Raw genomic sequence first — 24446 nt, 5'->3', positions numbered from 1 at the left:
CCCTGGGCTGACATGTTGGCGCATGACCCGACCTGTCGCCCTTCCGATCGCAGCTTTCCTCGTCGTCTCAGCCATCGCCTCGCCCTTGCTGGCGAAGGCGCAGGACCTGACCGGCCTCGACCCGAACATCCTGCGGCTGACGGTCTTCTCAACCGCCGTGGGCGTCGTCGTCGTGTGGGCGATCTGGCGCAAGGGCCTGCCCCACCCGGCGGTGACCACATCGCGGTTCGACAAGGCCCTGGCCCTGGCGGTGGCCGCCGGCCTGGCGGGCGTGGCGATCGCCTTGGCGTTGGCGAAGATCGAACACGCGCCCTGGGGCCCGCCGAACGCGAGCGCGCTGGGCGCGCCGCTGGGCGTGGTCCTGGCCGTGCAGGTGCTCGGCGCCGCGGCCGAAGAGGTGGGCTGGCGGGGCCTGGTGCAGCCGTTGCTGGAGACCCGGCTCGCCGCCTGGATCTCGGCCCTGGTGACCGGCGCCCTGTTCGGCCTCGGCCATTTCTATCTGGCGTTCGCCGTGCCGCCGGCCGCCTTCGCGCTGTTCCTGGTGTCGGCGCTCGGCATGTCGATGATCCTGGCGCTGGCGACGGTCGGCCGGTCCCTGGGCGCGAGGATCGCCATCGCGACCCTGCTGCATTTCCTGCTCAACATGGCGACCTTGTTCCTGTTCTCGGACGGTGACGGCAGCGTGCGCTATTTCGCAGGCCTGGCCCTGGCGTTCGGCCTTTCCGGGGCCTTCGCCGCGATCGTCCTGGCCAGGGATCGGCGCGCGCCGTCCGGGTCGGCGGCCTTGCAAGGCGCCGACGTCGCGAGCTGACCATTGCGGAGGGGGTTTTCCATGCGTGCGATCCTGGCCGGACTGGCCGCCACCCTGATCCTGGCCGGCGGCGCCATGGCCGCCGCCGCGCCGATCCCGAAGGCGGTCTTCACCGACCCGCCGGCCGATGCGGCCCATCCGCCGCGCATGGAGGTGCTGCACATCCCGAGCGGCGGGGTGGAGATCAACGGCGTGGCCTATCTGGCCGCGGGCGCAGGCGTCCATCCGACCCTGGTCCTGCTGCACGGCCTGCCGGGCAACGAGAAGAACCTCGACCTGGCCCAGGCGGTGCGCCGGGCGGGCTGGAACGCGATCACCTTCAACTACCGCGGCTCCTGGGGCAGCCCCGGGACCTTCTCGTTCGAAGGCAATCTGGCCGACGCCAAGGCGGTGCTGGCCTATCTGCGCGACGCGGCGCACGCCAAGGCCCTGGGCGTCGACACCGGCCGGCTGGTGGTCGCCGGCCATTCCATGGGCGGCTGGGTGACGGCGCTCACCGCGGCGCAGGACCATGGCCTCGCCGGGGCGATCCTGATCTCGGCCGCCGACATGGGCGGGCGCGGCGCGAGCGCAGCCGCCAAGCCGGCGATCGCCAAGACCATGGCGACCGACATGGAGACCCTGGCCGGAACCTCCCCGGAGAAGATGGCCGACGAAGTCATCGCCATGTCGCCCCGGCTATCATTCACCGCCGAGGTGGCCAGGGGGCTGTCCGGCAAGCCGCTGCTGATCGTCACCTCCGACGATGGGCTGGCGCCCACGAACGAGAAGCTGGCGGCGGCGGTGAAGGCCGACGGCGGGCGGGTCGAGATGCAGCACATCGCCACCGACCACAGCTACAGCGGCAAGCGCATCGCGCTGGAAGCGGCGGTGATCCGCTGGCTGCAGGCCTTGAAGTAGGGGTCAGGCCCCGACGGCGCGGCCGTCGGCGGCCGGCTCGAACTCCGGCAGGGTCTCGCTGGTCTCGGCCTCGCGGCGGCGGAAGGGGCGCACGTCGCCCTGGGCGACCTGGCGGAAGCGGGCGATGTAGACCGGCCCGGCGGCGGCCAGCACGCCGGCCATGTCGGCGAACATCCGTGGGGCCGAAAGCTCCTGGCCCAGGAAGCAGGGGGCGACGCCGACGCCCAGCACCAGCCACATGGCCACCATCACCACGTCGCCGCGGCGCACGAAGGGCAGCAGGCCATAGGCCCCGGCGGTGACGCCGTAGAAGATCACCGCGTCCGTCGTCATGCCGTGCGGCAGGATGGACGGCCGCAGCGAAAGCGGCAGCACCAGCGCCACGGCGCAGACCAGCACGACGAGCGCGCAGACCAGACGCACAAGACTGTGGCGAAGATTCAGAATCACCAGAGCTTTCCCCAAGATTCGCGACGTCATTCCTCTAAGCGGCCGGCTCTCAATTCAGGGTGAATTTTCGTGGTTAGCGAGACCTGAACCGGCGCCGCCTCCAGGTTGTGGGGCTTTGCGATCCCGAGCCTTCGGCGTTAGGACATCGGGCATGGCCGAGGCGTCCGACATCGCCGTCTATCAGAAGCTCACTGAAATGGCGGACGAGCTGGACGAGATCGCCGTGCGCGGCGCCTCGCTGGTGGGCAATGCGGCGGTAACCACCGCCTCGCGCAACCTGCGCGGCATGGCCACGGCCGTCTATCGCCACATCATGGCCGACCGCGACAAGCTGGACAGCTAGCGCTTAAACCTCATTCTAGGCCCTCTCCCGCGGGAGAAGAGGATCCGGAGGGGACCCCATGAAGCTGCTATTCGCCGCCGCGCTCGCGCTCTGCGCCACCGCAACCGTGGCCTCGGCCGCACCGCCGGCCGACCTGAAGCCCACCGGCGTGGACGGGCCGGGCGTCTATGTCACCGACCTGGAGGCGCAGAGGGCCTGGTACATGGACAAGCTCGGCATGAGCGTCCGCGACACCATGAAACGCGGCGACAAGCCGTTCGAATACATCATGACTTTCGGCGGCGGATCGGACCGGGCGATCATGGCGCTGGCCCAGAGCGCCCAGCGGCCGGCGGGGCCGAACGCCTTCTCGCGGGTGATCCTGGCGGTTCCCAACGCCAAGGGCCTGGCCGACTGGCTGAAGACCCAAGGGGTGCAAAGCCGCGAGGTGATCCCCAACGTCGCCTATTTCATCCGAGACCCGGAAGGCAATCCGGTGGAGCTCTACACCGCGCCGAAGAAATAGGGTCATGACCTGGGGTCCGAGCCAGATCGTCCCCATGGCCCTGGTGGGCGGGCTGGGGGTCGTGGAGGCCTACGCCAGCCGCCTGCGCCGCGACGACGCCCGGTCCGGCGACCGCGGCAGCCTGCTGGCGATCATCCTGTTCATCGGCGGCGGCTATGGCCTGGCCTTCGGCCTGTGGACGCAGAACAAGGCCCCGCCGCCGCACCTCGGGACCTGGGCGCTCTGGGTCGGGGCGGCGGTTTCGCTGAGCGGGATGGCGCTGCGGCTCTGGAGCGTGATGACCCTGGGCCAATACTTCACCTACACGGTCAAGGTGAGCCCGGACCAGAAGGTGGTGGAGGCCGGCCCCTATCGCCTGCTGCGCCACCCGTCCTACGCCGGCGGCCTGCTGGTCGCGGTGGGGATCGGGATTTCGCTGCGCTACGCCTGGGCGCCGGCCATCCTGGGCCTGACCAACCTGGTCGGCTACCTGATCCGCATCGTGATCGAGGAGAAGGCCCTGGCCGAGGGCATCGGCGAGCCCTATCGCGCCTATATGCGGCGCACCCGGCGGCTCATCCCGTTCGTCTGGTAGGCGCCCCGGCGATGACCCCGTACCGCAACGACGCCCAGAACCCGTTCTTCCGCGAGCGCCTCTGGCCGCCGATGCCGCAGACGCCGATGGCGGTCCCGAGCCGCGGCCGCACGGCGGAGGCGACGGCGCAAGACGGGCTGGTGTTCTTCGATTCCCAGACCGACTGGGACGCCGCGCCGGCCCCGGCGGGCGCCCAGCGGCGACGCTCCAGGCTGCGCCTGATGCCGCTGCTGGCGGCCGGCGCGGTCGGGATTTGCGGCCTGGCGACCCTGGCCGCGGTGGTCTGGCGACCCTGACGGAAAGCTGAACAGCGCGGTCCGGACGGGGTTCAGCGGCCTTGCGTCACAGTCCCTCCATCGAACTCAGCCTCCCCCCTGAGCTGAGACAGGAGAGACCGCGATGAAACACCTGCTCTACGCCGCCGTGGCCCTGGCTGCCGTGGCCGCCCCGATCGCAGCTTCGGCTCAGACCGAGCGCCAGGACGACCGGCGCGAACTGAACGAAGACCGCCGCGACCAGCATCAGGACCACCGGGCCGCCGAGCGCGACGGCGTGGTCACCCGCGGCGAACAGCAACGGCTGAACCGCGACCATCGCGAGGTGGTCCAGGATCGCCGCGACCTGCACTTCGACCGCGCCCGCGCCCAGAGCTGGGCCGGCCGCGCCGAGTGGCGTGATTATCACGGCGCGCGGCCGGGGTTCTGGTACGCGCCGGGCTTCGGCTATCGCCCGATCAGCCATTTCGGCTGGCGGCGCGGCGTCTATGTGCCGGTGGCCTACCGCGGCTTCTATGTGCAGGACTGGGGCTTCTATGGCCTGCGTCCGCCGCCGCCCGGCTATCGCTGGATCTACGCCGACGGCAATTTCGTGCTGATGGCCGCGGCCACCGGCCTGATCGCCGACATCGTGCTGAACGCCTACTAGGCCCTGCGTCGCCCTCTCCCTGCAGGGAGAGGGCTTACGCCGCTGCCGCGTCGCGCTAAGCTGCCCCAAACGACATCAGGGGGATGCGATGCGCCGGCTGCCACTTCTGCTCACGGGCCTGGTCCTGGCCGCGGCCCTGCCCGCCCTGGCGCAATCGCCAGCGGCAAAGGCGCCGGCCAAGCCCGCTCCGGCGGCCGCCAAGCCCGGCGCGTCCGCCGCGACCGTCACCACCATCTCGGCGCCCAGCGGCGCGGTGCTGCTTTCGGTGAAGGACGTGATGCGCCACATCGTCAATCCGGCCGCCGAAGCCTATTGGGCGCGAAGCGGCGAGATCGACGACGCCTCCGGCGCCCACGACCGCACGCCCACGGCGGCGGACGAGGCCAACTGGAAGGTCTCGCTGGACAGCGCCGCCCAGCTGGTGGAGGCGGGCAACCTGCTGCGCATGGACGGCCGCGCCCGCGATCCGAACGGCCCCTGGAACAAGTATGCAGTGGCCCTGACCAACGCCGGGCTGTCCGCCATGACCGCGGTCAACTCCAAGGACGTCACCAAGACCTTCGACGCCGGCAGCGCCATGTACGACGCCTGCTTCAACTGCCACGGCAAATATATCCAGCGACCGAAGGACAGCCTCTACAAGCACAATATCGACAAGGATTTCGAGGCCGCCGGCAAGCCGTCGCACTGAGCGGCTCCAGGCAGCCCGCCCGTCGCCATGCTCTACCTCATCCTAAAGGCGGCGATCTCGGGCGTGATCATCGCCATCGTCTCGGAGACCGCCAAGCGCTGGCCGGGGCTGGGCGCGCTGATCGCATCCCTGCCCCTGGTGTCGATCCTGGGCATGATCTGGCTGTGGCGCGACACCCATGACCCCGTGCGCATGGAGCAGCACGTGGGCGCGACCTTCTGGTTCGTGCTGCCGTCGCTGCCGATGTTCCTGCTGGTCCCGGCGCTGATGAAGCGCGGGGCGCCGTTCTGGGCGGCGCTGGCCGCGGGCTGCGCGCTGACGATCGCCCTCTACCTGGGCATGACGGCGGCGGGCCCGCGGTTCGGCCTCAAGCTGTAGCGGCCTATTTCACCGTGAAGCCGAAGTCGCCTTCGGTCTCGTGGCCGTCCTCGGTCTTCATGTGCCAGTGGACCTTGTAGGCGCCGTGGGCCACCGGGCCGGTGAAGTTGACGTTGACCAGGCGCTTGTCCTTCGCGCCCACCGCCAGCGGGCTGGTGGCGACCACGGCGCCGCCCGGGCCGGTGACGTTCACCGACGAGCCGGCGGTCACGATGCTCTCGCTGTAGTGCAGGGCCAGGCCCTTGGGCGCGGCGATGCTCTCGCCGGCCTTGGGCGAACTCATGATCAGGCGCGCGTGGGCGCTGGCGGCGCCGGCGGCGGCGAGGGCCGCGGCGCTCGCCAGGACGAGGATGGTGTTGCGCATCGAGAATCTCCTTCCGGGTCAGTGTAGCAGGCGCCTTCGAAACTGGGCGAAGTCATGGCCGCGGAAGAAGGCGGCGGCGCCCCTCCCCGGCCGCCTACACCGCCCGGAAGACCGTCAGGTCACTTCTTGGTGGGGTCGTCCGGTTGCGGGACTTTCGCGGGCTCTGGCGCGGGTCCGTGGATGGCCACGTACTGCTTCTGCTTGGCGGCGATATCGGCCGGCCAATTCGGCAGGGTCCCCTGGGGACGTCCGCCCGCCTTGATGAGCGGATTGATCAGGTACTTGGTGTGACATGCCGTGCAGATCAGATAGAGCTTCGCACCCTCATCGTAGATGGCTTGCTTGTCGCGCTTGTCCACCGCGGCCTTCACCAGGATCGCTTGTGCGGTGAGCTGCTGGGCGAACTTGTCGAAGTCGGCCTCGGGCTCGCGCGGACGGCCCGGCAGCTGCAGCATGTTGCCGGCCTCGATCAGCACCGCAGCCTGGGAGCGCATCGCCGCCCAGCCGGCCTCGGTGGTCGGCGTGTTGTCCTTGACGCCCGCGGCCGTTTCATCCGTGCCGGAAGCGGCCCAAAGGGCGTCTGAGTTCGGGTCCACGACGTTCGCCATGAACGCCTTGAGGTCCAGGGCGTCGGTATTGTACTTCGCCGGCGAAGGCGGCGCCTTGGGCTGGCAGGCCAAGAGCAGCGACAGCGGCGCGGCCACGCAGACGGCGGCGATGAGAATGCGCTTCAAGATCGTTTCCCCCAAAAATTCGGGCCTGGGATTCAGTCAGCCTACCCATACTTTGCCATTTGGTCGTCTGTCCGGTTAAATACGGTCTCCGGGGGGTTACAGAAGGTTACAGAAAGCTTTGGCGGACGGGGCCAGGACCGAGACGGGCGACCAGATCGCCGAGCTGGCCGCGGGCGTGCGCGCGCGCCAGGCGCTCGGCCGTTCGGACGGCCTGAACCGGCTGTTCGACTATCTGGTGGACTGCGCGGCGGCGGGGATGCGCCCCAAGGAGTTCGAGGTCGCCGCAGCGGTGTTCGGGCGTTCCTCGGCCTTCGACGGGGCGCAGGACGCCTCGGTGCGGGTGGCCGTGCATCGCCTGCGCAGGAAGCTGGACGACTTCTACGCCGGCCCCGGCCGCGACGAGCCGATGCGGCTCTGCATCCCCAAGGGCGAGTACCGCATGATCGCCGAAAGCCGGGCCGACGCGCCGGCCGATGGCGCGCCCACCGCGGCGGCCCTGCCGCGCCGCTGGCGGGCCTGGGCGCTGGGCGCGGCCGTGGCGCTGGTCGTGGCGAACCTGGCGGTCTGGGCGGTCTTCTGGACCATGCACGACCCCGACCGGCCGGTGGCCCGCGCCCAGGCGAGCGCGCCGTGGAGCGGCCTGTTGAAGGACGGCGCGCCGACGCTGCTGGTGCTGGGCGACTACTACATCTTCGGCGAGATCGACGAGCAGGCCGGGGTCGACCGGCTGATCCGCCAGTACTCGATCAACTCCGCCTCCGACCTCGACGACTGGCTGATGGACAACCCCAGGGCCATGGGCCGCTATCGCGACCTGGACCTCTATTACCTGCCGGTGGGGGCGGCCTTCGCGCTGCGCAACATCGTGCCGATCCTGAGCCACGGCGCGGCGCGCGGCGAGACCGTGCGCGTGATGATGGCCTCGGACCTCACGCCCGAAATGCTGAAGCGCAACAACATCGTCTACCTGGGCTACGTCAGCGGCCTTGGCGTGCTGCGCAACCCGGTCTTCGCGGGCTCGCGGTTCAGCGTCGGCGACACCTATGACGAGCTGGTCGACAACGTCAGCCGCCACACCTACCGCAGCCAGGAGGGCGGACCGGCCCAGGGCGACGCGACGCGGCGCGACTACGGCTATGTGGCGGCGTTCCGCGGGCCGTCGGGCAACCGCATCGTGATCATCGCCGGCGACCGTGACATGGGCCTGCAGCAGGCGGCCGAGGCCATGGCCAGCCCCGACGCGCTGAAGGCGCTCGGCAAGAGCGCCGCCCCCGGGGACAACTTCGAGGCGCTCTACGAGGTCCAGGGCCTGGGCCGCGCGAGCCTGGGCGGGCGGCTGGTGGTCGCCAGCCCCCGCACCAAGACCGACCCCTGGACGGCCCAGCCGAACCTCAGCTTCCCGGTGGGATAGGCGGTTGGCGGGCGCCCTGAACCGTCGAAGCCTCCTCGCCGCCGGCGGCGCGGCCCTGGCCACGCCCGCCGCCGCGCAGGCCGGGCGCTCGCGGCTGATCCTGCTGGGCACCGGCGGCGGGCCCACGCCCAAGCCCAACCGCTCCGCGCCGGCCCAGGCGATCGTTGTCGACGGGGCGGTCTATGTGATCGACTGCGGAAACGGGGTGGCGCGGCAGATGGTGCTGGCCGGGCTGTCGCTGAAGGCGATCCGCTCGGTGTTCATCACCCACCAGCATTCGGACCACAACGCCGACTACGGCAACCTGCTGCTGCTGGCCTGGGCGGCGAACCTGGCGACCAAGGTCGACACCTACGGCCCGCCGCCGCTGGCCGAGATGACCCGGCTGTTCCTGCAGATGGACGCCTATGACATCAAGACCCGGATCGCCGACGAGGGCCGGCCGGACCTTTCCAAGCTGATCGACGTCCACGAGGTGACGCGGGCCGGCCCGGTCATGCAGGACAGCCGGGTCAGGGTGAGTTGCGCGCGCGTGCAGCACCCGCCGGTCGAGCCCGCCTTCGCCTATCGCTTCGACTGCCCGGACCGCTCGATCGTGATCAGCGGCGACACCCGGCCCTCGGAGGACCTGGTCAGGCTGGCCAAGGGCGCCGACGTGCTGGTGCACGAGGTGATGTACGGGCCGGCGGTCGACAAGATCGCCGCCGCCGAGCCCAACGCCAAGACCCTGAAGGCGCACCTGCTTGCCGCCCACACCACGGCCGATGAGGTCGGGCGCATCGCCACCGAAGCCGGCGTGAAGACCCTGGTCCTGTCGCACTTCGTGCCCGGCGGCCTGCCGGCCATCCCCGACGAGACCTGGCTGGCGGCGGTGCGCCCGCACTTCGCCGGGCGGATCGTCGTGGGCCGCGACCTGCTCGCACTCTAGCCAGCCGGCGATCCGCGTTCGGCCATCTTGACATTCACAGCCACGCTCATATTGTATGAGTGTATGCATACACAGGATCAAATCCTCGCCGCCTTGAGGCTGGGCGAAAAGACCGGGGTCCCGATCTATGTGCAGCTGCGCGAACAGTTCCTGCGGGCGATCGGAGCGGGGCTGCTCTCGCCCGGCGACCAGATGCCGACCATGCGCCAGGTGGCCGTGGCCTTGAAGGTCGACCTGAACACCGTGCGCCGCGCCTATGACGAGCTGGAGCGCCTGGGCGCGCTGACGCTGGTCCGCGGCCGCGGCAGCTTCGTCGCCGAGCCGCCGCCCGCCAAGGCCGGTTACGAGCACGAACGAGACACCGACAACCTGGCGCGCCAGACCCTGGCCGCCGCGCTGGCCCTGGGGGTCGATCCCCAGGCGCTGGCCAAACGGATCGCGGCCCTGGCCGTCGACAAAGGAGATGGAAAATGAGCAACGCCTACAATCCAGGCGTGACCTTCAACCTGTCGGGCTATCGCGCCCGCACGGCGAACGGCCCGGCGACCTTGCTCGCCGTGGTGTTCTTCGCCCTGGGTGCGCTGAGCTTCGAGGAAGGGGCCCGGGAGGGGATTTTCCCGCTCTATGGGCTGGGCGTCCTGCTTGTCCTGCTGGGCCTGCTCACCCCGCTGTCGCTGAAGGTCGCCAACCAGTGGGAACGGGCGGTGGTGCTGCGGCTGGGCAAGCTGCAGTCGATCCAGGGCCCGGGCGTGTTCTTCATCGTGCCGGTGATCGACGAGGTGTCGAGCTGGCTCGACCAGCGCATCCAGACCACCGAGTTCAACGCCGAGCAGGCGCTTTCCAAGGACACCGTGCCGGTGGATGTGGACGCCGTCGTGTTCTGGCAGATCCACGACGCCGAGCGCGCCGCCCTGGAGATCACCGACTACCGCAGCGCCATCGCGCGGGTCTCGCAGACCTCGCTGCGCGAGATGGTGGGCTCGTCGCTCCTGTCGACCCTGCTCTCCGACCGCAAACGCGGCGACGAGCTGCTGCGCGAGGAAATCGGCCGCAAGACCGCCGACTGGGGCGTCACCGCCATCTCGGTGGAGATCCGCGACATCGGCGTGCCCACCGCCCTGCAGGACGCCATGAGCCGCGAGGCCCAGGCGCAGCGCGAGGCCGCCGCGCGGATCCATCTGGGCCAGGCCGAACAGCAGGTGGCGCAGAAGTTTGTCGAGGCCGCGGAAATCTACGCCCAGAGCCCGGCGGCGCTGCAGCTGCGCGCCATGAACATCATCTACGAGACCACCAAGGAGCGCGGGGCGACCATCCTGATGCCCACGGCCATGGTGGACGCCATGAACCCCGGCGGCGTCGTGGCGCTGGCGGGCCTGGCGGCGTCGCAGACGGCCCGGCCGGACGATGAGCCCAAGGCGTCGGCGGCGCCGAAGCCCCTGCCCGCGGCGACCGGCCCCCGGGCCACGCCGAAGCGCAAGCGCTAGGCCCGGGTCCGATCCGGAAGCGGCGCGGGCGTAAGGTCCGCGCCGATCCCTCGACTATCTCCCTGAAGACCGCGGGCGAGGCCGCCCGGCGGACGCGTGGCTGGAGAGGAAGATGACGACGATGATCCGTAGGGTGACGATCTGGGTCGCCTGCATGACGATCGGGATCCTGATGATGGCCGTGGTGCTGGCCGGGGCGGCGCATGCACAGGGCGCAGCGCCCGACCCGGCCGGCGACTGGCACGGGGCGGTCGCCACCCCAGCCGGCGACCTGCGCCTCGGCCTGTCCCTGACGCGCGAGACCTCCGGCCAGCTGACCGGGGCGATCACCAGCCCCGACCAGACGCCGGACCCGATCCCGGTGGCCAATGTCACCGCCGCGGACGGCAAGCTGGCCTTCGACGTCCCCGAAATCCGCGCCCACTACGACGCGACCTGGAACGCCGCGGCCCAGGCCTGGGAAGGAACCTGGAACCAGGGCGTGCAGCTCAAGCTGTCCCTGGCGAAGGGAGCGGTGACGGCGCTGCGCCGCCCGCAGCTCCCCGCCAAGCCCTACCCCTACAGGGAAGAGGACGTGAGCGTTCAAAGCGCGCCCGGCGTCACCCTCGCCTGCTCGCTGACCACCCCGGCCGGCAAGGGGCCGTTCCCGGGCGTGGTGATGATCACCGGCTCCGGCGCCCAGGACCGCGACGAGGCCCTGGCCGGCCACCGGCCGTTCCTGGTGATTTCCGACCACCTGACCCGCCACGGGATTTCGGTGCTGCGCTGCGACGACCGCGGCTTCGCCAGGTCCACCGGCGACTTCGCCGCCGCCACCAGCCCCGACTTCGCCAAGGACACCGAGGCCGAAGCCGCCTGGCTGCGCGCGCGGGCGGGAATCGATGCGAAGCATGTGGGCCTGATCGGCCATTCCGAGGGCGGGATGATCGCGCCGATGGTGGCCGCAACCGACCCAAGGATCGCCTTCATCGTGCTGATGGCCGGACCCGGCGTCCCGACCGCCCAGCTGATGGCGGCCCAGCGCGCCGCCATCGCCAGGACGAGCGGCGTCGATCCCGCCGCGGTGGCCAAGAACGAGGCGCTGCTCGACCAGATCAACGCCGTGGTGATCAAGGCGGCCGACACCGCCAGCGCCAAGGCCGCGGCGGAGAGCGTCGCCCGGAGGGCCTATCCGAACGCACCGCAGGCGATGATCGACGGCCAGTTGGCGGCGGTCACGACGCCCTGGTACCGCTGGTTCATCGCCTATGACCCGCGCCCGACGCTCGCCAAGGTGAAGGTCCCGATCCTGGCGCTGGACGGCACCAAGGACGTGCAGGTGGTGGCGAGCCAGAACCTGCCGGCGATCCGCGAGGCGACCAAGGCCAACAAGGACGTGACCATCGTCGAGCTGGACGGCCTGAACCATCTCTTCCAGACCGCCGGGACCGGCGCGCCGGCCGAGTACGCCAAGATCGAGGAGACCGTGTCGCCCAAGGCCCTGGACCTGATGACCGACTGGATCGTCAAGCACACGGCGCACTGAAGGAGAGTGGCGATGGGCGGGTGCAAATGGGGTCTGGACACATCTTTCGGTATTTGCCTAAATACCGAATATGAACCTGGTGTTCAAAGCCCTCGCCGATCCTACGCGCCGTCGCGTGCTGCAGCTCCTGCGCGAGCGGCCGATGACAGCCGGCGAGCTCGCCGACCATTTCCCCGTCTCCAAGGCGACGCTGTCCGGCCACTTCGCCGTGCTCAGGGAAGCCGACCTGATCGCCGCCGACAAGCAGGGCGCGACCATTATCTACCAGTTGCGGCTGTCGGTGCTGGAGGACGCGCTGCTGGCCTTCGCCGACAGCTTCGGGATCGGCTTCCCGGCGGCGGAGCTGTCGATGGCCTCACCCATGAAACGACGCCCAAGCTCGAGAAAGGCGTGACATGAACCGCGTTGCGAAGCTGGTCTGCTGGCTGGCGATCGTCGAAATGATCGCGGTGGGGATCGCCGCCGTCGCAGCCCGCTGGACGGACATCATCCACCATCCCCAGGTGATCAGCCTGTTCGGGTGGCGGATCGTCTTCGCCCTGGCCTTCTTCCCAGTCTGGGCGGCCTACGGCCTCACCCGAGTCGAGCGGCGGCTCAATCCGCAGGGCATGGTGCTTTCGATGGCCCATCGCCGGATGACCGAGGTCGGGTACGCCGTGATCTGTCCGCTGATGGCCGGCATGGACACCTGGTTCGCGGCGATCTTCGCCAAGCACCAGATGCTGCTCAACGCCTCGCCGCAGCCGGTGGGCCTGCTGGTCGGCGGCGCCCTGCTGGTGGTGTTCGGCAACGCCTCGGCGAAGTTCGCGCCGCCCACAGGTCCGGCCGCGCCCGACCCAGGCGCCTGGATCCGCGCCAGCCTGCGGAACGGCTGGGCGACCGTGCTGTCGGGGCTCGCTATCATGGCCGCCGCCTTCGCGCCGAGCGTCCCGCGCGCGATCGTCGTCCTGACGGTCCTGCCGGTGGCTGTCTTCTTCGCCCTCGAGCAGCGACGGCTGCTGCGCGGCGGGCCGGGACCGCGGGCGACAGCCTGACGTCCAGAGTTTTCGGGGGAGCTTCCTAGATGTTGTGTTCCAAGCGCCGCGTCCGCCTGGCGGCTGTCGCGTCCCTGTTCGTCTTGGCCATGGCCACGGCGCCCTGCGCCCAAGCCCAGGAGGTCGTCGGGTCCTGGCACGGGGTGCTGGTGGTCGGCGCCAACGTCCTGCGGATCGTGGTCCGGGTGAAGGACGACGGCAAGGGCGGGTTCTCTGGCGAGATGGTCAGCCTGGACCAGAGCCCGCGCGGCATCCCGCTCTCCGACATAAAGCTGGCGAACGGCCATTTCAGCTTCGCGATTCCGGCCGCCCAGATCAGCTTCGACGGCCAGTGGGACGCCGCCAAGAGCGCCTGGAGCGGCCAGTTCAAGCAGGGCGCGAGCCTGCCCCTGGTGCTGGACAAGGGCGAATTCCCGGCCGCGCCTCCCACCCCGGCGCAGGCCCCGGCCGCGGCGGCGAAGCCGCTTGTGGCGCCGCCGACCAAGACCGTCGAGGGCGTCACGGTCACCGGCCAGTCGCAGGCGATCCGGACCGACATCGACCGGCGCAGCTACGACATCACCAAGGACCTGCAGACGACCACCGGCTCGGTCGCCGACGTGCTGCGCAACGTGCCTTCGGTGCAGGTGGACGTGCAGGGCAACGTCTCCCTGCGCGGCGACCCGAACGTCACCATCATGATCGACGGCAAGCCCTCCAGCCTGTTCAACGGCCCGTCGCGCGGCCAGGTGCTGCAGAACCTGCCGGCCAGCGCCTTCGAGCGGGTGGAGGTGATGACCAACCCCTCCGCCGCCTTCCGGCCGGACGGCTCGGCCGGGATCATCAACCTGATCCCCAAGTCGGCGAAGGCGCTGGGGACCTCCGGCTCGGTGCGGGTGAACGTCGGCGGCGCGGGCCGCGACCAGCTGGGCCTCTCCGGCTATTCGGCCGGCAAGACGGTCACCCTGTCGGGCGACGCGGTCATCGCCCACGATCCGCAGAGCGCCACCACCAAGGACCACCGCGAGACGCCGGACCCGATCAGCGGCCAGGCCCTCGACTCCAGCCAGACCACCGAGACCGACGCCAAGGCCAACGTCGCCATCCTGCGCGGCGCCATCGACTACGACCCCGACGCCAAGACCCACTGGAGCGCCGAGCTGCGCGGCACGGGCATCGGCTTCAAGTCGCGCGACGACAGCCTGTTCGCCGGCGAGACGCCGGGAACCCTCGCGCCGGAGGGTTTCACCCGCCTGGGGACCACCAGCCTCGATCGGCTGGACATCGCCGCCACCGGCAGCTGGCGGCGCAAGTTCGAAGGCGACGGCCACGAGCTTTCCGCGAGCTTCACCCAGGACCGCAGCACCGACCGTCGCACGCGCGACGACACGCTCACCGGAACCACGCCGCTGATCCCGAGTCTGGCGGAGGACATCCGCGCCGACATCACCGCCGATGTGAGCCACATGAAGGTCGACTACAGCCGCCCGCTGCCCGGCGACGCCAAGCTGAAGGCCGGCTACGAGCTGCAGGTCGACGGCGACGTCTTCGACAATGCCGGCCTGCAGGGCCCGACCGCGGCCGGCGAGGTGATCAACCCGGCGCTGGTCGACGCCTTCAAGTTCAAACAGGCGGTGAACGGCGCCTACGTCACCTACCAGCGCCCGTTCGGCGCGGTGACGGCGCTCGCCGGCCTGCGGGTCGAGGACACCCGCATCGACCTCCACGACGTGACCAGCGCCTTCAAGGGCCGGAACGGCGACACCCATCTCTATCCGTCGCTGCATCTGGCCTGGAAGGTCAGCGACGCCCAGCAGTTCACCGCCAGCGTCAGCGAACGCATCCAGCGACCGCAGCCCAGCGACTACGACCCGTTCCGAATCTTTGTGGACCCCTTCAACTTCCGGTCCGGCAACCCCGACCTGAAGCCGCAGCAGACCTGGTCCTACGAGGCCGGCTGGCAGTATCGCGCCGGCGCCACGATCTACCTGGCCACCGCCTATTTCCGCGACAATCGCCGTGGAGTGACCGACGTGGTGGAGGACCTGGGCGGAGGCGTCCTGCTGACCACCAAGGAGAACCTGTCGAGCAGCCGCAGCGGTGGCCTGGAGCTGGTGGCCGCCGGCCAGGTGATCAAGAACGTGACCGTCAATGTGAGCGGCGACCTGGGCTGGACGGAGATCGACGGCGCCGCGCTCGGCTTCACCGCCACCCGCTCGGCCTTCACCCCCAGCGTGCGCGGGGTGATCAACTGGCAGGTCACGCCCAAGGACCTGTTCCAGATCCAGGGCGCGATGACCGCCAAGCGCCTGACGCCGCAGGGCTATTACGAGCCCTCGGGGATCGTGAACCTGGGCTACCGCCGCAAGTTCAACGACGACTGGTCGCTGTTCGTGGTCACCCGCGACGCCCTGGCTTCGATCAAAAGCGTGCTGGTGATCGACACCCCGGCGCTGAAGGACCGGATGGAGACCGACGCGCACGTGCGCGCGGTGTTCGTGGGCTTCGCCTACAGCTTCGGCGGCGGCCGGCGGCGCGATCCGGGCTTCGACTACGGGGCCGGGGCGGCCGCCGCGCCGCGATAGTGGGGTTGGCGGCGCAACCGCCGGCGCGCTAGCTAGGCCGCATGAAGCTCACGCTCCCCCTCTGCGCCGCCCTCGTCCTCACCGCGCCCCTCACCGCCTCCGGCGCGACGGCCCCCGCCGACCTGGTGCTCTGGGGCGGGCCGATCTACACGGCCGTCGACGCCCGGCCGAAGGTCGAGGCGGTCGCCGTGCGGGCCGGGCGCATCGCCTATGTGGGCGCAAAGGCGGGCGCCCAGGCGATGGTCGGCCCCAAGACCAAGGTCGTCGACCTGAAGGGCGCGGCCCTGTTCCCCGGCTTCACCGACAGCCACGCCCACCTGGACGGCATCGGCGGCCGGGAGCTGACGCTCAACCTGGAGGGCTCGAAGTCGGCGGCCGAGGTAAGCGAGCGGCTCAAGGCCTACATCGCCGAGCACCATCCGAGCGGGACCATCGTCGGGCGCGGCTGGATCGAGACCGGCTGGCCGGAGCATCGCTTCCTGCAGAAGGAGGACATCGACAAGGTCGCCCCCGACCAGCCGGTGATCCTGACCCGCGCCGACGGCCACGCGCTGACCGCCAATTCCGCGGCGCTGAAGGCCGCCCACATCGACGCCTCAACCAAGGACCCGTTCGGCGGCCAGGTGCTGAAGGGCGCCGACGGCCAGCCCACCGGCATGCTGGTGGACAACGCCAAGGCCCTGGTCGGCGCGCTGGAGCCCAAGCCCACGCGGGAGTCCCGCCTCGCCCGCTTCCGCGCCGCCTTCAAGGTCGAGACCGCCTATGGCTGGACCGGCGTCCATTCCATGAGCGTCAACATGGCCGACGTGCCGCTGCTGGAAGAGATGGACAAGGCCGGCGAGGCTACGCTTCGGGTCTACAACATGGTGGACTACGCCGGCGCCGGGCCGCTGTTCGCCTCCGGACCCAGGCAGACGGCGGACGGGCGGATCACCACCCGCGGCATCAAGCTCTACATGGACGGCGCGCTGGGCAGCCGCGGGGCTGCGTTGTTCGCGCCCTATTCCGACGCGCCCACCATCACCGGCACCCTCATCACCCAGCCGGCGGTGATGCGCGAGGCGCTGAAGAAGGCGCTGGCGGCGGGCCTCCAGGTCTCGACCCACGCCATCGGCGACCGCGGCAACGCCACCGCGCTCGACCTCTATGAGGAGGCGTTCAAGGCCGACCCCGCGAAAGGCGCGGCGGCCCGCTGGCGGATCGAGCACGCCCAGATCCTGCGGCCCGTCGACATCCCGCGCTTCCACGCCGACCACGTGATCGCCTCCATGCAGCCCAGCCACGCCATCGGCGACTTCCACTTCGCCAAGGCGCGCCTGGGCGCGGCGCGGCTGAAGGGGGCCTACGCCTGGCAGAGCCTGCTGAAATCGGGGGCGGTGGTGGTGGGCGGCTCCGACGCGCCGGTGGAACGTGGCGCGCCGCTGATCGAGTTCTACGCCGCCGTCGCGCGCAAGGACCTGAAGGGCTATTCCGACGCCGACTGGCATCCGGAGGAGAAGCTTTCCCGCGCCCAGGCGCTGAAGCTGTTCACCGCCTCGGCGGCCTATGCGCGGTTCGCGGAAAACGACCTGGGGACGATCAGCGTCGGCAAGCGCGCCGACCTCTCTGGGTTCTCGGTGGACCTGATGACCGCGCCCGAGGCGGAGATCCCCAAGGGCCACGCGGTGCTGACCGTGGTCGACGGCCAGGTGGTCTACGATAAGCGGTGAGCCCCCCTTCTCCCCCTGCGGGAGAAGAAGGGCGTCCGTTCTTACTTGTCGTCGCCGTCGGCGATGTCGGAGAGGTGGCCGGTCATCTTTTCACCGAAGGCGGTGTTGACGACCTTGCCCTTGTCGACCTGGCCCGGCCGGGCCGTGCCGTCGTGGGCGGCGGGCGCCCGGCTGCGGACGTCGTCGCCGTCGGCGATGTCGGAGAGGTGACCGGTCATCTTCTCGCCAAAGGCGGTGTTCACGACCGTGCCCTTGTCCTTCTGGTGCGGCTTGGCGCGCGGGCCGTCGGTTTCGTCAGCCATTGGGTGCTCCTAAAAACAGACCGCTAGCCTAAGGACAGAGCGGCCCGCCTTCAACCTCCCGCAGGCGGAAGCGCGCCGCAAGCGTCGAGCCTGGCCAGCACCGCCTCGGTGATGCGCGCGCAGCGGGCGCCCAGGAAGGGATAGGCGCCGACCATGACGTCGGCGAGCTGGGCGTCCAACGCCTGGCGCAGGCGCAGCCGGGCGCGATGCAGACGGGTCTTCACCGTATCGACCTTGACGCCCAGGTGGCGGGCGGTCTCCTCGACGCTGAGCTCCTCGATCTCGCGCAGGATGAACACCAGGCGGAACGGCTCGGGCAGGTCGTCGACGGCGCGTTCCAGCAGGCGGCGGATCTGGGCGCGGGCGGCGTCGGCCTCGGGGTCCTCGCGCCGGACCAGGCCCGGAAAGGCCAGCACCTCGGCCCCGCCGGTCTCCAGCGCCTCGAGGTCGACCACGGGGCGGCGCTTGCGCAGGCGGCCGTGGGCCTCGTTGAGCACGATGCGGGTGAGCCAGGTGGCCACCCCCGCCTCGCCGCGGAAGCCGGCGATGGCGGCGAAGGCCCGGGCATAGGCTTCCTGCAGCACGTCCTCGGCCTCGGCCTCGTCGCGCACCACGGCGCGCGCGACGCGGAACAGGCGCTGGTTGCAGCGGGTCATGATGGCGCGGAAGGCGTCGCGGTCGCCGCCGCGCGCCAGCTCCACGAGCCGGGCTTCCGGAAGCCTCTGATGATCTAGGGCGTGCAGCGCGGCCATGGCGTCCTTCCGATCCTACATCCCTTGGATGGCCGGGGCGATGCGAGGTTCCCGGTTACGCACGGGAACCTCGGCGGGCGAGACTCATCCAAAGGGCAGTCTCAACGGGAGGAAAGACCATGCTGAAGACCCTCGCCTTCGCCGCCGCGCTCAGCCTGAGCGTCGCCGGCGCTGCGCTGGCCCAGGCGCCGAACGACGCCCAGATCGCCCACATCGCCTACACGGCCGGCAACATCGACATCGCCGCCGGCAAGCAGGCGATCGCCAAGTCGCACGACAAGGCGGTGCTCGACTTCGCCAACGAGATGGTGCGCGACCACACCGCGGTGAACGACAAGGCGCTGGCGCTGGTGAAGAAGCTGGGCGTGACCCCGCAGGACAACCCCACCAGCCAGAGCCTTTCCAAGGCCGCCGCCGCGAAGCTGAAGGAACTCTCGGCCCTGAACGGCAAGGCCTTCGACAAGGCCTATGTCGCCAACGAGGTCGCCTACCACAAGACGGTCAACGGCGCCCTGGCGAACACCCTGATCCCCAACGCCAAGAACGCCGAGCTGAAGAGCCTGCTGCAGACCGGCCTGACGCTGTTCAAGGAACACCAGATGCACGCCGAGCATCTGGCCGCGACCCTGAAGTAGGGCGGACGCGAATAGGATGACCTCCAGCACCCGCCCCTTCTGCAACAGGGTTGCGGTGGCCATCCTGGCCGGAGCGGCCCTAGCCACCGCTCCGGCCGCCGCGCCCCTGGCCAAGCCACACGCCGCCGCGGCCGGGAAGCCGGCCCTTTATGTGATCACCCTCGACAACATGAAGTTCGGCCCGGCGCCGGCCCACGTGAAGGTCGGCGACACCATCGAGTGGGACAACAACGACATCTTCCTGCACTCGGCTACCGCCAGGGACACCAGCTTCAACGTCGAGCTGAAGCCCAAGGCGCGGATGCGCATGACCTTCATCCGGCCGGGCGTCTTCCCCTTCTACTGCCGCTATCATCCCGGAATGACCGGGACCCTGGTCGTCAGCAAATAGGCCCGCTAAGCCTGCCGCGCAGACGGAGGCGCGGATGGCGGGCGGCTGGTTGATCGCGGTGATGGTGCAGCCGCCAGGCGAGCCCAGGCCGCTGCGCCACTACTTCGCCGTCGGCCACGAGGACCAGGGCAAGTGCGAATGGACCGCCGTCGACTGGGCGGGCCGCGCCGGGCGGGTGGCGGAAAGCCCGATCGAGGGCCAGGAGCCGGTCGCGGCGATCCGCGCCCTGACACCGATGAAGATGCGGATTCTGGGCCTCGCGGCCGGCGAGGTGCGCGAACTGGGCTGGCGTCATCCCCGCCGCTGGCTGACCGGCTGATCGCGGCCGCGCGAGTTGGGTTCTGGGTCAGGCGGCGGCGAGCGCCTCGGCCCTGGCCCCGTCGCTCAGGTGGCGCTTGAAGAACCGCTCCCAGCTCGCACCCTCGAAGTTGGGAATCTCCATGTGGCCGCCGGGATTGGCGTGCAGGGTCTTTTCCCTCGAGCCCAGGGCGTTGAACAACGCCAGGCCATGCTCACGCGACGCCACGGCGTCCTCCCACTGGAAGACGAACTCCACCGGGCAGGTGATGGCGTTCGCCGCGGCCTCCATCTCGCGCGCGCCGGGGCGCAGGCCGGCCAGGCCCAGGACGGCGCAGCCGATGCGCGGCTCGGCGGCCACGAACGGCACGCCGATGGCCGTGCCCATCGAGACGCCCCAGTAGCCGACCGGGCCGGCGTCGCCGATGAAGTCCAGGGTCTGGACGGCGTCCAGCGCGGCCTTCCATTCCAGCACGGCCTGGCGGGTCCGCTCGGCCATCAGAGCCAGGCGCTCCGGCGTCCAGGGGCTCGCGACCTGGCCGGTGACCCGGGCGCCGACCTCACGCATATTGGCCTCAGCCTCCTCGCGGCTGATGCGGTCCCCGTGCCCCGGGGCGTCGACGGCGAGGGTCGCGTAGCCGAGGCGCTGGGCGTACTGCGCCGCTCGGGCGCGGATGCCGGGCGTCTTCTTGTGCTGCGAGCCGCCGTGGCCCATCAGCACCAATGGCCGCGGGCCTTCCGCGCCGTCCGGCGCCCAGAGCACCGCCGGCACGGTCTCGCCGGCCACGTCGATGCTGAACGAGCGGCGGGTGACGCCGTCCTCGCTGCGGACATCGCTGAACTCAATCATCGGAGCCTCCGAACAGTCCATGGGTCCAGGCCCAGGCGAAGCCGGCGAGCAGCAGCAGGCCCGCGCCCAGGAAGACGGCGATCTCCATCAGCGGGTCCGGCGCGCGCACGCTGAGGCGCAGCGCGCCCACCAGCACGACGACGGCGCCGATGATGAGGATGCCGCGCTCATTGGGTCGCAGGGGTCGCTTCATGCCCGCATCCCTCCACCTCGATGGTCTTCGACATCACGACACAGGGCGCCTGGACGGGCAAGCAGGCTTGCCTACAGACGAGCGCGGCGGGCGCGGGCTACTTCGGCCATTGCGCCAGCCAGTCGGCCATCGCCTGCGGCGTCATGTGACGGACGTCCTCGATCGCCGAGACATGGCCCTTGTCGAGCAGCCTGTCGGTCCGCGGGTCGACCACCAGGAAAGCCGGCACGCCATCCAGCCGCTCGGTGACGCCCCAGTGGGCCGGAATCTGCAGGTTCCGGTCGAAGCGGCCGACGTCCACCAGCACCACCTCGTATCGCCGGTCGATGAACGCCTTCAGCGCCGGTTGCTGGTCGATGGTCATCGACAGGCAGTCGGCGCACCAGTTGCCGCCCAGGTCGACCAGCAGCAGCTTATGGCGCGCCCTCGCCCGGGCCTTGGCGCGGGCCACCGCCTTGTTGGCGTCGGCGGTCTCGTCATAGGGATAGACGATCGGGCCCTTGAGTTCGGCGAAGCTCTCGATGGTGAGCTTCGGGGCCTGGGCGGCCGAGGCCGGCGCAGCGAACAGGGCCATTCCCAGCACGGCGCCGGACAGCAGGGCGCCGGACAGCAGGGGAAACGGGCGGATCATCGGCGGAATCCCTCAGCGGTTTCAGCGGCCCAGGCCAGACTTACGGGCCCTTCCGACCCGGCTCAAGCCCAGCCGCGAGATCGTCATTTCACAGAACATGTTCAGTGGTTCTCGCCCCTTAAGCGACTGTGTTTGAAGCCTCGCCACGAGGGGTCTAGGTTGCGCGCCAATTCTGGCGTTGAACGTGCCAGAAGGTGTGGCGACACGCCTTCCGATACGTCCGGCGCCGGATGGGGGACGTTCCGGGACGCGGAGAGGCGGTCCGGGCGGGGCTTTGGACTTCGGGGGGAGCCATGAGCAAGGTCTGGATCGATCTGGACGCCACGCAGCGGCAGCTGTGGGACGCCATCGAACGCCGCCGCGCGGGCATGCTCAGCCTCACGAAATCAGGCCTGCACGCCCAGCCGATGCTTGCCTCCGTCGAGCGCCGCCGCAAACGGCTGTGGTTCATCGCCAGCCGCGAGAACGACCTGGTCCGCGAGGTGGGCGAGGGCGCGAGCTGCGCCTTCGTCTTCCAGGACGACGAGATGATGGCCTCGATCTCCGGGGCCCTGCACCTGGTCGACGACCGGCGGCGGATGTCGCGGCTGTGGAACCCGATGACGGCCGCCTGGCTGCCCGAGGGCCTGCACGACCCCAAGCTCACCCTCGTGCGGATGGACTGCGTCGACGCCGAGGTCTGGGTCGCCGGCGTGGGCCTGACCAAGATCGCCTGGGAGATCGCCTGGACGGCCGGCGCGCCGCAGGTGATGGACGTCGGCGGCGGGCGGCACGCCACCCTGCATTAGGCCGCGAGCGGACGGTCCGCGCCAAACCGCCACGCGCCCTTGCGCGGCAACAGAATTGCCCGTTTCTTGCGATGCCAGAGCAGGATCGAACCTGCCCGCCCCTATTCGTGCATCAGAGAGACGTCCATGACCCCCGCTCGCCGAAACATCCTGCTGTCCGCCGCCGCGGTCTGCGCGCTTTGCGTGGGGCCGGCCCTTGTCGCCGGGCAAGCCGTCGGCGCGAGCCAGAAGCCGGATCCGGCCAAGACCCACATGCGCACCACGACCCAGGCGACGCGGCCGCACGGCACGGGCGAAGCGCCGGTTCCCGCCACCGACCTGGCCCCGCCGCACTATGGGACCTGGGGCTTCGACACCACCGGCATGGACACCGCCGTCAGGCCCGGCGACGACTTCTTCGACTACGCCAACGGCAAATGGTCGGCGCGCACACAGATCCCGTCCGACCTCACCCGCTTCGGCAACTTCGACAAGCTGTCGGTGCTGTCGGAGGCCCGCGTCCACGAGATCGCCATCGAGGCCGCCCAAGGCAAGCTCGCGGACAAGGACGGCGCCAAGATCGGCGCGGCCTACGCCTCCTTCATGGACGAGGCGCTCGCCGACAAGCTGGGCGCCAAGCCGATCCAGCCGGAGCTGGCGCAGATCAAGGCGGTGAAGAGCAAGGCGGGGTTCACCGCCCTGATGGCCAAGGCCAACGAGACCGGCTTCGACACCATCTTCCCGGTCGGCATCACCATCGACGCCAAGAGCCCAAAGAAATACGCCGTGCAGGCGGCCAACGGCGGCCTGGGCCTGCCCGACCGCGACTACTACCTGCAGGCCTCCTTCGCCCCGCAGAAAGCCAAGTACCAGGCCTATGTGGCGCAGCTCCTGACGCTCTCCGGCTGGCCGAAGCCGGCCGAGAACGCCAAGGCGGTGGTCGATTTCGAGACCCAGCTCGCCGAAGCCTCCTGGACGCGGGTGCAGCGGCGCGACCGCGACAAGACCTACAACCCCATGACGCCGGCGGAACTGGACACCCTGGCCCCCGGCGTCGGCTGGGCGAAGTACCTGGCGGGCGCCGACCTGCCGGGCGTGAACCGGGTGATCGTCTCCACCAACACCGCCTTCCCGAAGGTGGCGAAGATCTATGCCGACACCCCGCTCGACACGCTGAAGGCCTGGCAGGCGTTCCACGTGGCCGACAGCGCCGCGGCCTATCTGTCCAAGCCGTTCGTCGACGCCCGCTATGAGTTCCGCAACAAGACCCTGGCCGGCCAGCCCGAGCAGCAGCCGCGCTGGAAGCGGGCGGTGGCGTTCACGAACCAGACCATCGGCGAGTCCGTCGGCCGGGTCTATGTGGCCCGCTGGTTCCCGCCCGCCTCCAAGGCGAAGATGGACGCCCTGGTGGGCGACATCCATACCGCGCTGGAGGCGCGGATCCAGAAGCTGAACTGGATGGGCGACGCCACCCGCGCCAAGGCGCTGGAGAAGCTGTCGAAGTTCACGGTGAAGATCGGCTATCCCGCCAAATGGCGCGACTATTCCAAGCTGGTGCTGAAGCCCGACGATCTCTACGGCAACCGCCAGCGGTCCGGGGCCTTCGAGTGGCGCCGCGAGGTCGCGCGCCTGAACGGGCCGGTGGACAAGTCCGAGTGGGGCATGACGCCCCAGACGGTGAACGCCTACTACAACTCGGTGAACAACGAGATCGTCTTCCCGGCCGCGATCCTGCAGCCGCCGTTCTTCGACCCCAACGCCGACGCGGCGATCAACTACGGCGGCATTGGCGGCGTGATCGGCCATGAGACCAGCCACGGCTTCGACGACCAGGGCCGCAAGTCCAACGGCGACGGCGTGCTGACCGACTGGTGGAGCCCGGCCGACGCGGCGAAATTCAAGGTCCAGACCGACCGCCTGGACGCCCAGTATTCGGCGTTCTCGCCGCTGCCGGGCGAGCATGTGATCGGCCAGCTGACCATGGGCGAGAACATCGGCGACATGGGCGGCGTCAGCCTGGCGCTCGACGCCTATCACGCCAGCCTGCACGGCAAGCCCGCGCCGGTGATCGACGGCCTGACCGGCGACCAGCGGGTCTTCCTGGGCTGGGCCCAGGTGTGGCGCGAGAAGATCCGCGACGAGACCCTGCGCCAGCGGCTGCACACCGACCCGCATTCGCCGGCCGTCTATCGGGTGAACGGCACCATCCGCAACATCGACGGCTGGTATTCGGCCTTCGACGTGAAGCCGGGCGAGAAGCTGTACGTGGCGCCGGATCAGCGGGTCAGGATCTGGTGAT

General features: G+C 70.0%; 31 protein-coding genes. 23 read left to right on the top strand and 8 right to left on the bottom strand.

Features of this window, described 5'->3' with window-relative positions:
* The first annotated feature begins 22 nt into the window (after positions 1–22).
* Both VGL85_RS09430 and VGL85_RS09425 read left to right on the top strand, forming a co-directional pair.
* Complete coding sequence (locus VGL85_RS09430) at positions 23–811, top strand: CPBP family intramembrane glutamic endopeptidase (RefSeq protein ID WP_331588415.1); 789 nt, start codon at positions 23–25, stop codon at positions 809–811.
* Positions 812–832: 21 nt separating this feature from the next.
* The gene (locus VGL85_RS09425; RefSeq protein WP_331588413.1) at positions 833–1711 is read left to right on the top strand and encodes an alpha/beta hydrolase; all 879 of its coding nucleotides are present in this window, start codon (positions 833–835) and stop codon (positions 1709–1711) included.
* Positions 1712–1714: 3 nt separating this feature from the next.
* On the opposite strand, the gene VGL85_RS09420 is transcribed toward VGL85_RS09425, so the two are convergent.
* The gene (locus VGL85_RS09420; protein ID WP_331588410.1) at positions 1715–2161 is read right to left on the bottom strand and encodes a hypothetical protein; all 447 of its coding nucleotides are present in this window, start codon (positions 2159–2161) and stop codon (positions 1715–1717) included.
* A 151-nt stretch (positions 2162–2312) separates the two neighbouring features.
* Here VGL85_RS09420 and VGL85_RS09415 point away from each other — a divergent pair, with 151 nt between their 5' ends.
* The 7 genes from VGL85_RS09415 (at position 2313) to VGL85_RS09385 (ending at position 5576) form a co-directional block, all read left to right on the top strand.
* Positions 2313–2504: a hypothetical protein gene (locus VGL85_RS09415; protein ID WP_331588408.1), complete on the top strand. Its 192-nt coding sequence runs from the start codon at positions 2313–2315 to the stop codon at positions 2502–2504.
* A 58-nt stretch (positions 2505–2562) separates the two neighbouring features.
* Positions 2563–3009 (top strand): VOC family protein, encoded by a 447-nt coding sequence (locus VGL85_RS09410; RefSeq protein ID WP_331588405.1) that lies wholly within the window; start codon positions 2563–2565, stop codon positions 3007–3009.
* A gap of 4 nt (positions 3010–3013) precedes the next feature.
* Positions 3014–3583 (top strand): isoprenylcysteine carboxylmethyltransferase family protein, encoded by a 570-nt coding sequence (locus VGL85_RS09405; RefSeq protein ID WP_331588403.1) that lies wholly within the window; start codon positions 3014–3016, stop codon positions 3581–3583.
* 11 nt (positions 3584–3594) lie between these two features.
* Positions 3595–3879 carry a hypothetical protein gene (locus tag VGL85_RS09400; protein ID WP_331588402.1) on the top strand — a complete coding sequence of 95 codons (285 nt, stop codon included), beginning with the start codon at positions 3595–3597 and terminating at the stop codon, positions 3877–3879.
* A gap of 103 nt (positions 3880–3982) precedes the next feature.
* Positions 3983–4507: an RcnB family protein gene (locus VGL85_RS09395; RefSeq protein ID WP_331588400.1), complete on the top strand. Its 525-nt coding sequence runs from the start codon at positions 3983–3985 to the stop codon at positions 4505–4507.
* Between the two features lie 88 nt (positions 4508–4595).
* Complete coding sequence (locus VGL85_RS09390) at positions 4596–5198, top strand: hypothetical protein (RefSeq protein ID WP_331588398.1); 603 nt, start codon at positions 4596–4598, stop codon at positions 5196–5198.
* 27 nt (positions 5199–5225) lie between these two features.
* Positions 5226–5576 carry a DUF3147 family protein gene (locus VGL85_RS09385; RefSeq protein ID WP_331588396.1) on the top strand — a complete coding sequence of 117 codons (351 nt, stop codon included), beginning with the start codon at positions 5226–5228 and terminating at the stop codon, positions 5574–5576.
* 4 nt (positions 5577–5580) lie between these two features.
* Here the strand turns inward: VGL85_RS09385 and VGL85_RS09380 are convergent, their stop codons facing one another.
* Together VGL85_RS09380 and VGL85_RS09375 are read right to left on the bottom strand one after the other, a co-directional pair.
* Positions 5581–5940: a copper resistance protein CopC gene (locus VGL85_RS09380; RefSeq protein ID WP_331588394.1), complete on the bottom strand. Its 360-nt coding sequence runs from the start codon at positions 5938–5940 to the stop codon at positions 5581–5583.
* 119 nt (positions 5941–6059) lie between these two features.
* Entirely contained in the window at positions 6060–6674 is a 615-nt protein-coding gene (locus VGL85_RS09375) for a hypothetical protein (RefSeq protein WP_331588392.1), read from the bottom strand.
* Positions 6675–6792: 118 nt separating this feature from the next.
* Here VGL85_RS09375 and VGL85_RS09370 point away from each other — a divergent pair, with 118 nt between their 5' ends.
* The 9 genes from VGL85_RS09370 (at position 6793) to VGL85_RS09330 (ending at position 17329) form a co-directional block, all read left to right on the top strand.
* Complete coding sequence (locus tag VGL85_RS09370; protein WP_331588390.1) at positions 6793–8085, top strand: hypothetical protein; 1293 nt, start codon at positions 6793–6795, stop codon at positions 8083–8085.
* Positions 8086–8089: 4 nt separating this feature from the next.
* Positions 8090–9013 carry an MBL fold metallo-hydrolase gene (locus tag VGL85_RS09365; protein WP_331588388.1) on the top strand — a complete coding sequence of 308 codons (924 nt, stop codon included), beginning with the start codon at positions 8090–8092 and terminating at the stop codon, positions 9011–9013.
* Between the two features lie 93 nt (positions 9014–9106).
* Positions 9107–9487: a GntR family transcriptional regulator gene (locus VGL85_RS09360; protein ID WP_331588386.1), complete on the top strand. Its 381-nt coding sequence runs from the start codon at positions 9107–9109 to the stop codon at positions 9485–9487.
* Positions 9484–10497, top strand: a complete 1014-nt coding sequence (locus VGL85_RS09355) for an SPFH domain-containing protein (protein ID WP_331588383.1) — start codon at positions 9484–9486, stop codon at positions 10495–10497. The genes VGL85_RS09360 and VGL85_RS09355 overlap by 4 nt, the downstream gene beginning before the upstream one ends.
* A 112-nt stretch (positions 10498–10609) precedes the next feature.
* Entirely contained in the window at positions 10610–12022 is a 1413-nt protein-coding gene (locus VGL85_RS09350) for an alpha/beta hydrolase family protein (RefSeq protein WP_331588380.1), read from the top strand.
* 70 nt (positions 12023–12092) lie between these two features.
* Positions 12093–12416 carry an autorepressor SdpR family transcription factor gene (locus VGL85_RS09345; protein ID WP_331588378.1) on the top strand — a complete coding sequence of 108 codons (324 nt, stop codon included), beginning with the start codon at positions 12093–12095 and terminating at the stop codon, positions 12414–12416.
* A 1-nt stretch (position 12417) separates the two neighbouring features.
* A complete protein-coding gene (locus VGL85_RS09340) occupies positions 12418–13056 on the top strand; it encodes a hypothetical protein (RefSeq protein WP_331588376.1) in 639 nt (212 codons plus the stop codon).
* Between the two features lie 29 nt (positions 13057–13085).
* Positions 13086–15620, top strand: a complete 2535-nt coding sequence (locus VGL85_RS09335) for a TonB-dependent receptor domain-containing protein (RefSeq protein WP_331588374.1) — start codon at positions 13086–13088, stop codon at positions 15618–15620.
* A 41-nt stretch (positions 15621–15661) separates the two neighbouring features.
* Positions 15662–17329 carry an amidohydrolase gene (locus VGL85_RS09330; RefSeq protein ID WP_331588372.1) on the top strand — a complete coding sequence of 556 codons (1668 nt, stop codon included), beginning with the start codon at positions 15662–15664 and terminating at the stop codon, positions 17327–17329.
* A gap of 41 nt (positions 17330–17370) precedes the next feature.
* Here VGL85_RS09330 and VGL85_RS09325 read toward each other — a convergent pair whose 3' ends face one another.
* Both VGL85_RS09325 and VGL85_RS09320 read right to left on the bottom strand, forming a co-directional pair.
* Complete coding sequence (locus VGL85_RS09325; RefSeq protein WP_331588370.1) at positions 17371–17631, bottom strand: hypothetical protein; 261 nt, start codon at positions 17629–17631, stop codon at positions 17371–17373.
* Positions 17632–17681: 50 nt separating this feature from the next.
* Positions 17682–18383, bottom strand: coding sequence for an RNA polymerase sigma factor (locus VGL85_RS09320; protein ID WP_331588367.1), 702 nt, complete (start codon positions 18381–18383; stop codon positions 17682–17684).
* A 119-nt stretch (positions 18384–18502) separates the two neighbouring features.
* Between VGL85_RS09320 and VGL85_RS09315 the strand changes: the two genes are divergently transcribed.
* The 3 genes from VGL85_RS09315 to VGL85_RS09305 are packed head-to-tail and all read left to right on the top strand — an operon-like array spanning position 18503 to position 19728.
* On the top strand, positions 18503–19018 hold the full coding sequence (locus tag VGL85_RS09315; protein WP_331588365.1) for a DUF4142 domain-containing protein: 516 nt from the start codon (positions 18503–18505) through the stop codon (positions 19016–19018).
* A gap of 16 nt (positions 19019–19034) precedes the next feature.
* On the top strand, positions 19035–19409 hold the full coding sequence (locus VGL85_RS09310) for a cupredoxin domain-containing protein (RefSeq protein ID WP_331588363.1): 375 nt from the start codon (positions 19035–19037) through the stop codon (positions 19407–19409).
* Between the two features lie 34 nt (positions 19410–19443).
* Positions 19444–19728, top strand: a complete 285-nt coding sequence (locus tag VGL85_RS09305; protein ID WP_331588361.1) for a hypothetical protein — start codon at positions 19444–19446, stop codon at positions 19726–19728.
* A 27-nt stretch (positions 19729–19755) separates the two neighbouring features.
* Here the strand turns inward: VGL85_RS09305 and VGL85_RS09300 are convergent, their stop codons facing one another.
* From VGL85_RS09300 to VGL85_RS09290, 3 genes are all read right to left on the bottom strand, one after another.
* Complete coding sequence (locus VGL85_RS09300) at positions 19756–20556, bottom strand: hypothetical protein (RefSeq protein WP_331588359.1); 801 nt, start codon at positions 20554–20556, stop codon at positions 19756–19758.
* The gene (locus VGL85_RS09295; RefSeq protein ID WP_331588358.1) at positions 20549–20749 is read right to left on the bottom strand and encodes a hypothetical protein; all 201 of its coding nucleotides are present in this window, start codon (positions 20747–20749) and stop codon (positions 20549–20551) included. The genes VGL85_RS09300 and VGL85_RS09295 overlap by 8 nt, the downstream gene beginning before the upstream one ends.
* A gap of 97 nt (positions 20750–20846) precedes the next feature.
* Positions 20847–21380, bottom strand: a complete 534-nt coding sequence (locus tag VGL85_RS09290) for a thioredoxin family protein (RefSeq protein ID WP_331588356.1) — start codon at positions 21378–21380, stop codon at positions 20847–20849.
* 293 nt (positions 21381–21673) lie between these two features.
* Between VGL85_RS09290 and VGL85_RS09285 the strand changes: the two genes are divergently transcribed.
* Both VGL85_RS09285 and VGL85_RS09280 read left to right on the top strand, forming a co-directional pair.
* Positions 21674–22168 carry a pyridoxamine 5'-phosphate oxidase family protein gene (locus VGL85_RS09285; RefSeq protein WP_331588354.1) on the top strand — a complete coding sequence of 165 codons (495 nt, stop codon included), beginning with the start codon at positions 21674–21676 and terminating at the stop codon, positions 22166–22168.
* Positions 22169–22294: 126 nt separating this feature from the next.
* Positions 22295–24445 carry a M13 family metallopeptidase gene (locus VGL85_RS09280; protein ID WP_331588352.1) on the top strand — a complete coding sequence of 717 codons (2151 nt, stop codon included), beginning with the start codon at positions 22295–22297 and terminating at the stop codon, positions 24443–24445.
* The last annotated feature ends 1 nt before the right edge of the window (position 24446 follow it).

Origin of the sequence: Phenylobacterium sp. (assembly GCF_036501465.1) — a bacterium.
GTDB lineage: Bacteria > Pseudomonadota > Alphaproteobacteria > Caulobacterales > Caulobacteraceae > Phenylobacterium.
This window is presented reverse-complemented; position numbering and strand designations above follow the sequence as displayed.

What these genes read in the sequence shown, in the direction of transcription:
- VGL85_RS09335 (WP_331588374.1), top strand. Translation starts at nt 13,086, where the DNA reads ATGTTGTGTTCCAAGCGCCGCGTCCGCCTGGCGGCTGTCGCGTCCCTG.
- VGL85_RS09320 (WP_331588367.1), bottom strand. Translation starts at nt 18,383, where the DNA reads ATGGCCGCGCTGCACGCCCTAGATCATCAGAGGCTTCCGGAAGCCCGG.
- VGL85_RS09300 (WP_331588359.1), bottom strand. Translation starts at nt 20,556, where the DNA reads ATGATTGAGTTCAGCGATGTCCGCAGCGAGGACGGCGTCACCCGCCGC.
- VGL85_RS09345 (WP_331588378.1), top strand. Translation starts at nt 12,093, where the DNA reads ATGAACCTGGTGTTCAAAGCCCTCGCCGATCCTACGCGCCGTCGCGTG.
- VGL85_RS09305 (WP_331588361.1), top strand. Translation starts at nt 19,444, where the DNA reads ATGGCGGGCGGCTGGTTGATCGCGGTGATGGTGCAGCCGCCAGGCGAG.
- VGL85_RS09355 (WP_331588383.1), top strand. Translation starts at nt 9,484, where the DNA reads ATGAGCAACGCCTACAATCCAGGCGTGACCTTCAACCTGTCGGGCTAT.
- VGL85_RS09380 (WP_331588394.1), bottom strand. Translation starts at nt 5,940, where the DNA reads ATGCGCAACACCATCCTCGTCCTGGCGAGCGCCGCGGCCCTCGCCGCC.
- VGL85_RS09385 (WP_331588396.1), top strand. Translation starts at nt 5,226, where the DNA reads ATGCTCTACCTCATCCTAAAGGCGGCGATCTCGGGCGTGATCATCGCC.
- VGL85_RS09285 (WP_331588354.1), top strand. Translation starts at nt 21,674, where the DNA reads ATGAGCAAGGTCTGGATCGATCTGGACGCCACGCAGCGGCAGCTGTGG.
- VGL85_RS09280 (WP_331588352.1), top strand. Translation starts at nt 22,295, where the DNA reads ATGACCCCCGCTCGCCGAAACATCCTGCTGTCCGCCGCCGCGGTCTGC.
- VGL85_RS09390 (WP_331588398.1), top strand. Translation starts at nt 4,596, where the DNA reads ATGCGCCGGCTGCCACTTCTGCTCACGGGCCTGGTCCTGGCCGCGGCC.
- VGL85_RS09315 (WP_331588365.1), top strand. Translation starts at nt 18,503, where the DNA reads ATGCTGAAGACCCTCGCCTTCGCCGCCGCGCTCAGCCTGAGCGTCGCC.
- VGL85_RS09310 (WP_331588363.1), top strand. Translation starts at nt 19,035, where the DNA reads ATGACCTCCAGCACCCGCCCCTTCTGCAACAGGGTTGCGGTGGCCATC.
- VGL85_RS09295 (WP_331588358.1), bottom strand. Translation starts at nt 20,749, where the DNA reads ATGAAGCGACCCCTGCGACCCAATGAGCGCGGCATCCTCATCATCGGC.
- VGL85_RS09425 (WP_331588413.1), top strand. Translation starts at nt 833, where the DNA reads ATGCGTGCGATCCTGGCCGGACTGGCCGCCACCCTGATCCTGGCCGGC.
- VGL85_RS09290 (WP_331588356.1), bottom strand. Translation starts at nt 21,380, where the DNA reads ATGATCCGCCCGTTTCCCCTGCTGTCCGGCGCCCTGCTGTCCGGCGCC.
- VGL85_RS09400 (WP_331588402.1), top strand. Translation starts at nt 3,595, where the DNA reads ATGACCCCGTACCGCAACGACGCCCAGAACCCGTTCTTCCGCGAGCGC.
- VGL85_RS09350 (WP_331588380.1), top strand. Translation starts at nt 10,610, where the DNA reads ATGACGACGATGATCCGTAGGGTGACGATCTGGGTCGCCTGCATGACG.
- VGL85_RS09415 (WP_331588408.1), top strand. Translation starts at nt 2,313, where the DNA reads ATGGCCGAGGCGTCCGACATCGCCGTCTATCAGAAGCTCACTGAAATG.
- VGL85_RS09325 (WP_331588370.1), bottom strand. Translation starts at nt 17,631, where the DNA reads ATGGCTGACGAAACCGACGGCCCGCGCGCCAAGCCGCACCAGAAGGAC.
- VGL85_RS09340 (WP_331588376.1), top strand. Translation starts at nt 12,418, where the DNA reads ATGAACCGCGTTGCGAAGCTGGTCTGCTGGCTGGCGATCGTCGAAATG.
- VGL85_RS09430 (WP_331588415.1), top strand. Translation starts at nt 23, where the DNA reads ATGACCCGACCTGTCGCCCTTCCGATCGCAGCTTTCCTCGTCGTCTCA.
- VGL85_RS09405 (WP_331588403.1), top strand. Translation starts at nt 3,014, where the DNA reads ATGACCTGGGGTCCGAGCCAGATCGTCCCCATGGCCCTGGTGGGCGGG.
- VGL85_RS09330 (WP_331588372.1), top strand. Translation starts at nt 15,662, where the DNA reads ATGAAGCTCACGCTCCCCCTCTGCGCCGCCCTCGTCCTCACCGCGCCC.
- VGL85_RS09395 (WP_331588400.1), top strand. Translation starts at nt 3,983, where the DNA reads ATGAAACACCTGCTCTACGCCGCCGTGGCCCTGGCTGCCGTGGCCGCC.
- VGL85_RS09410 (WP_331588405.1), top strand. Translation starts at nt 2,563, where the DNA reads ATGAAGCTGCTATTCGCCGCCGCGCTCGCGCTCTGCGCCACCGCAACC.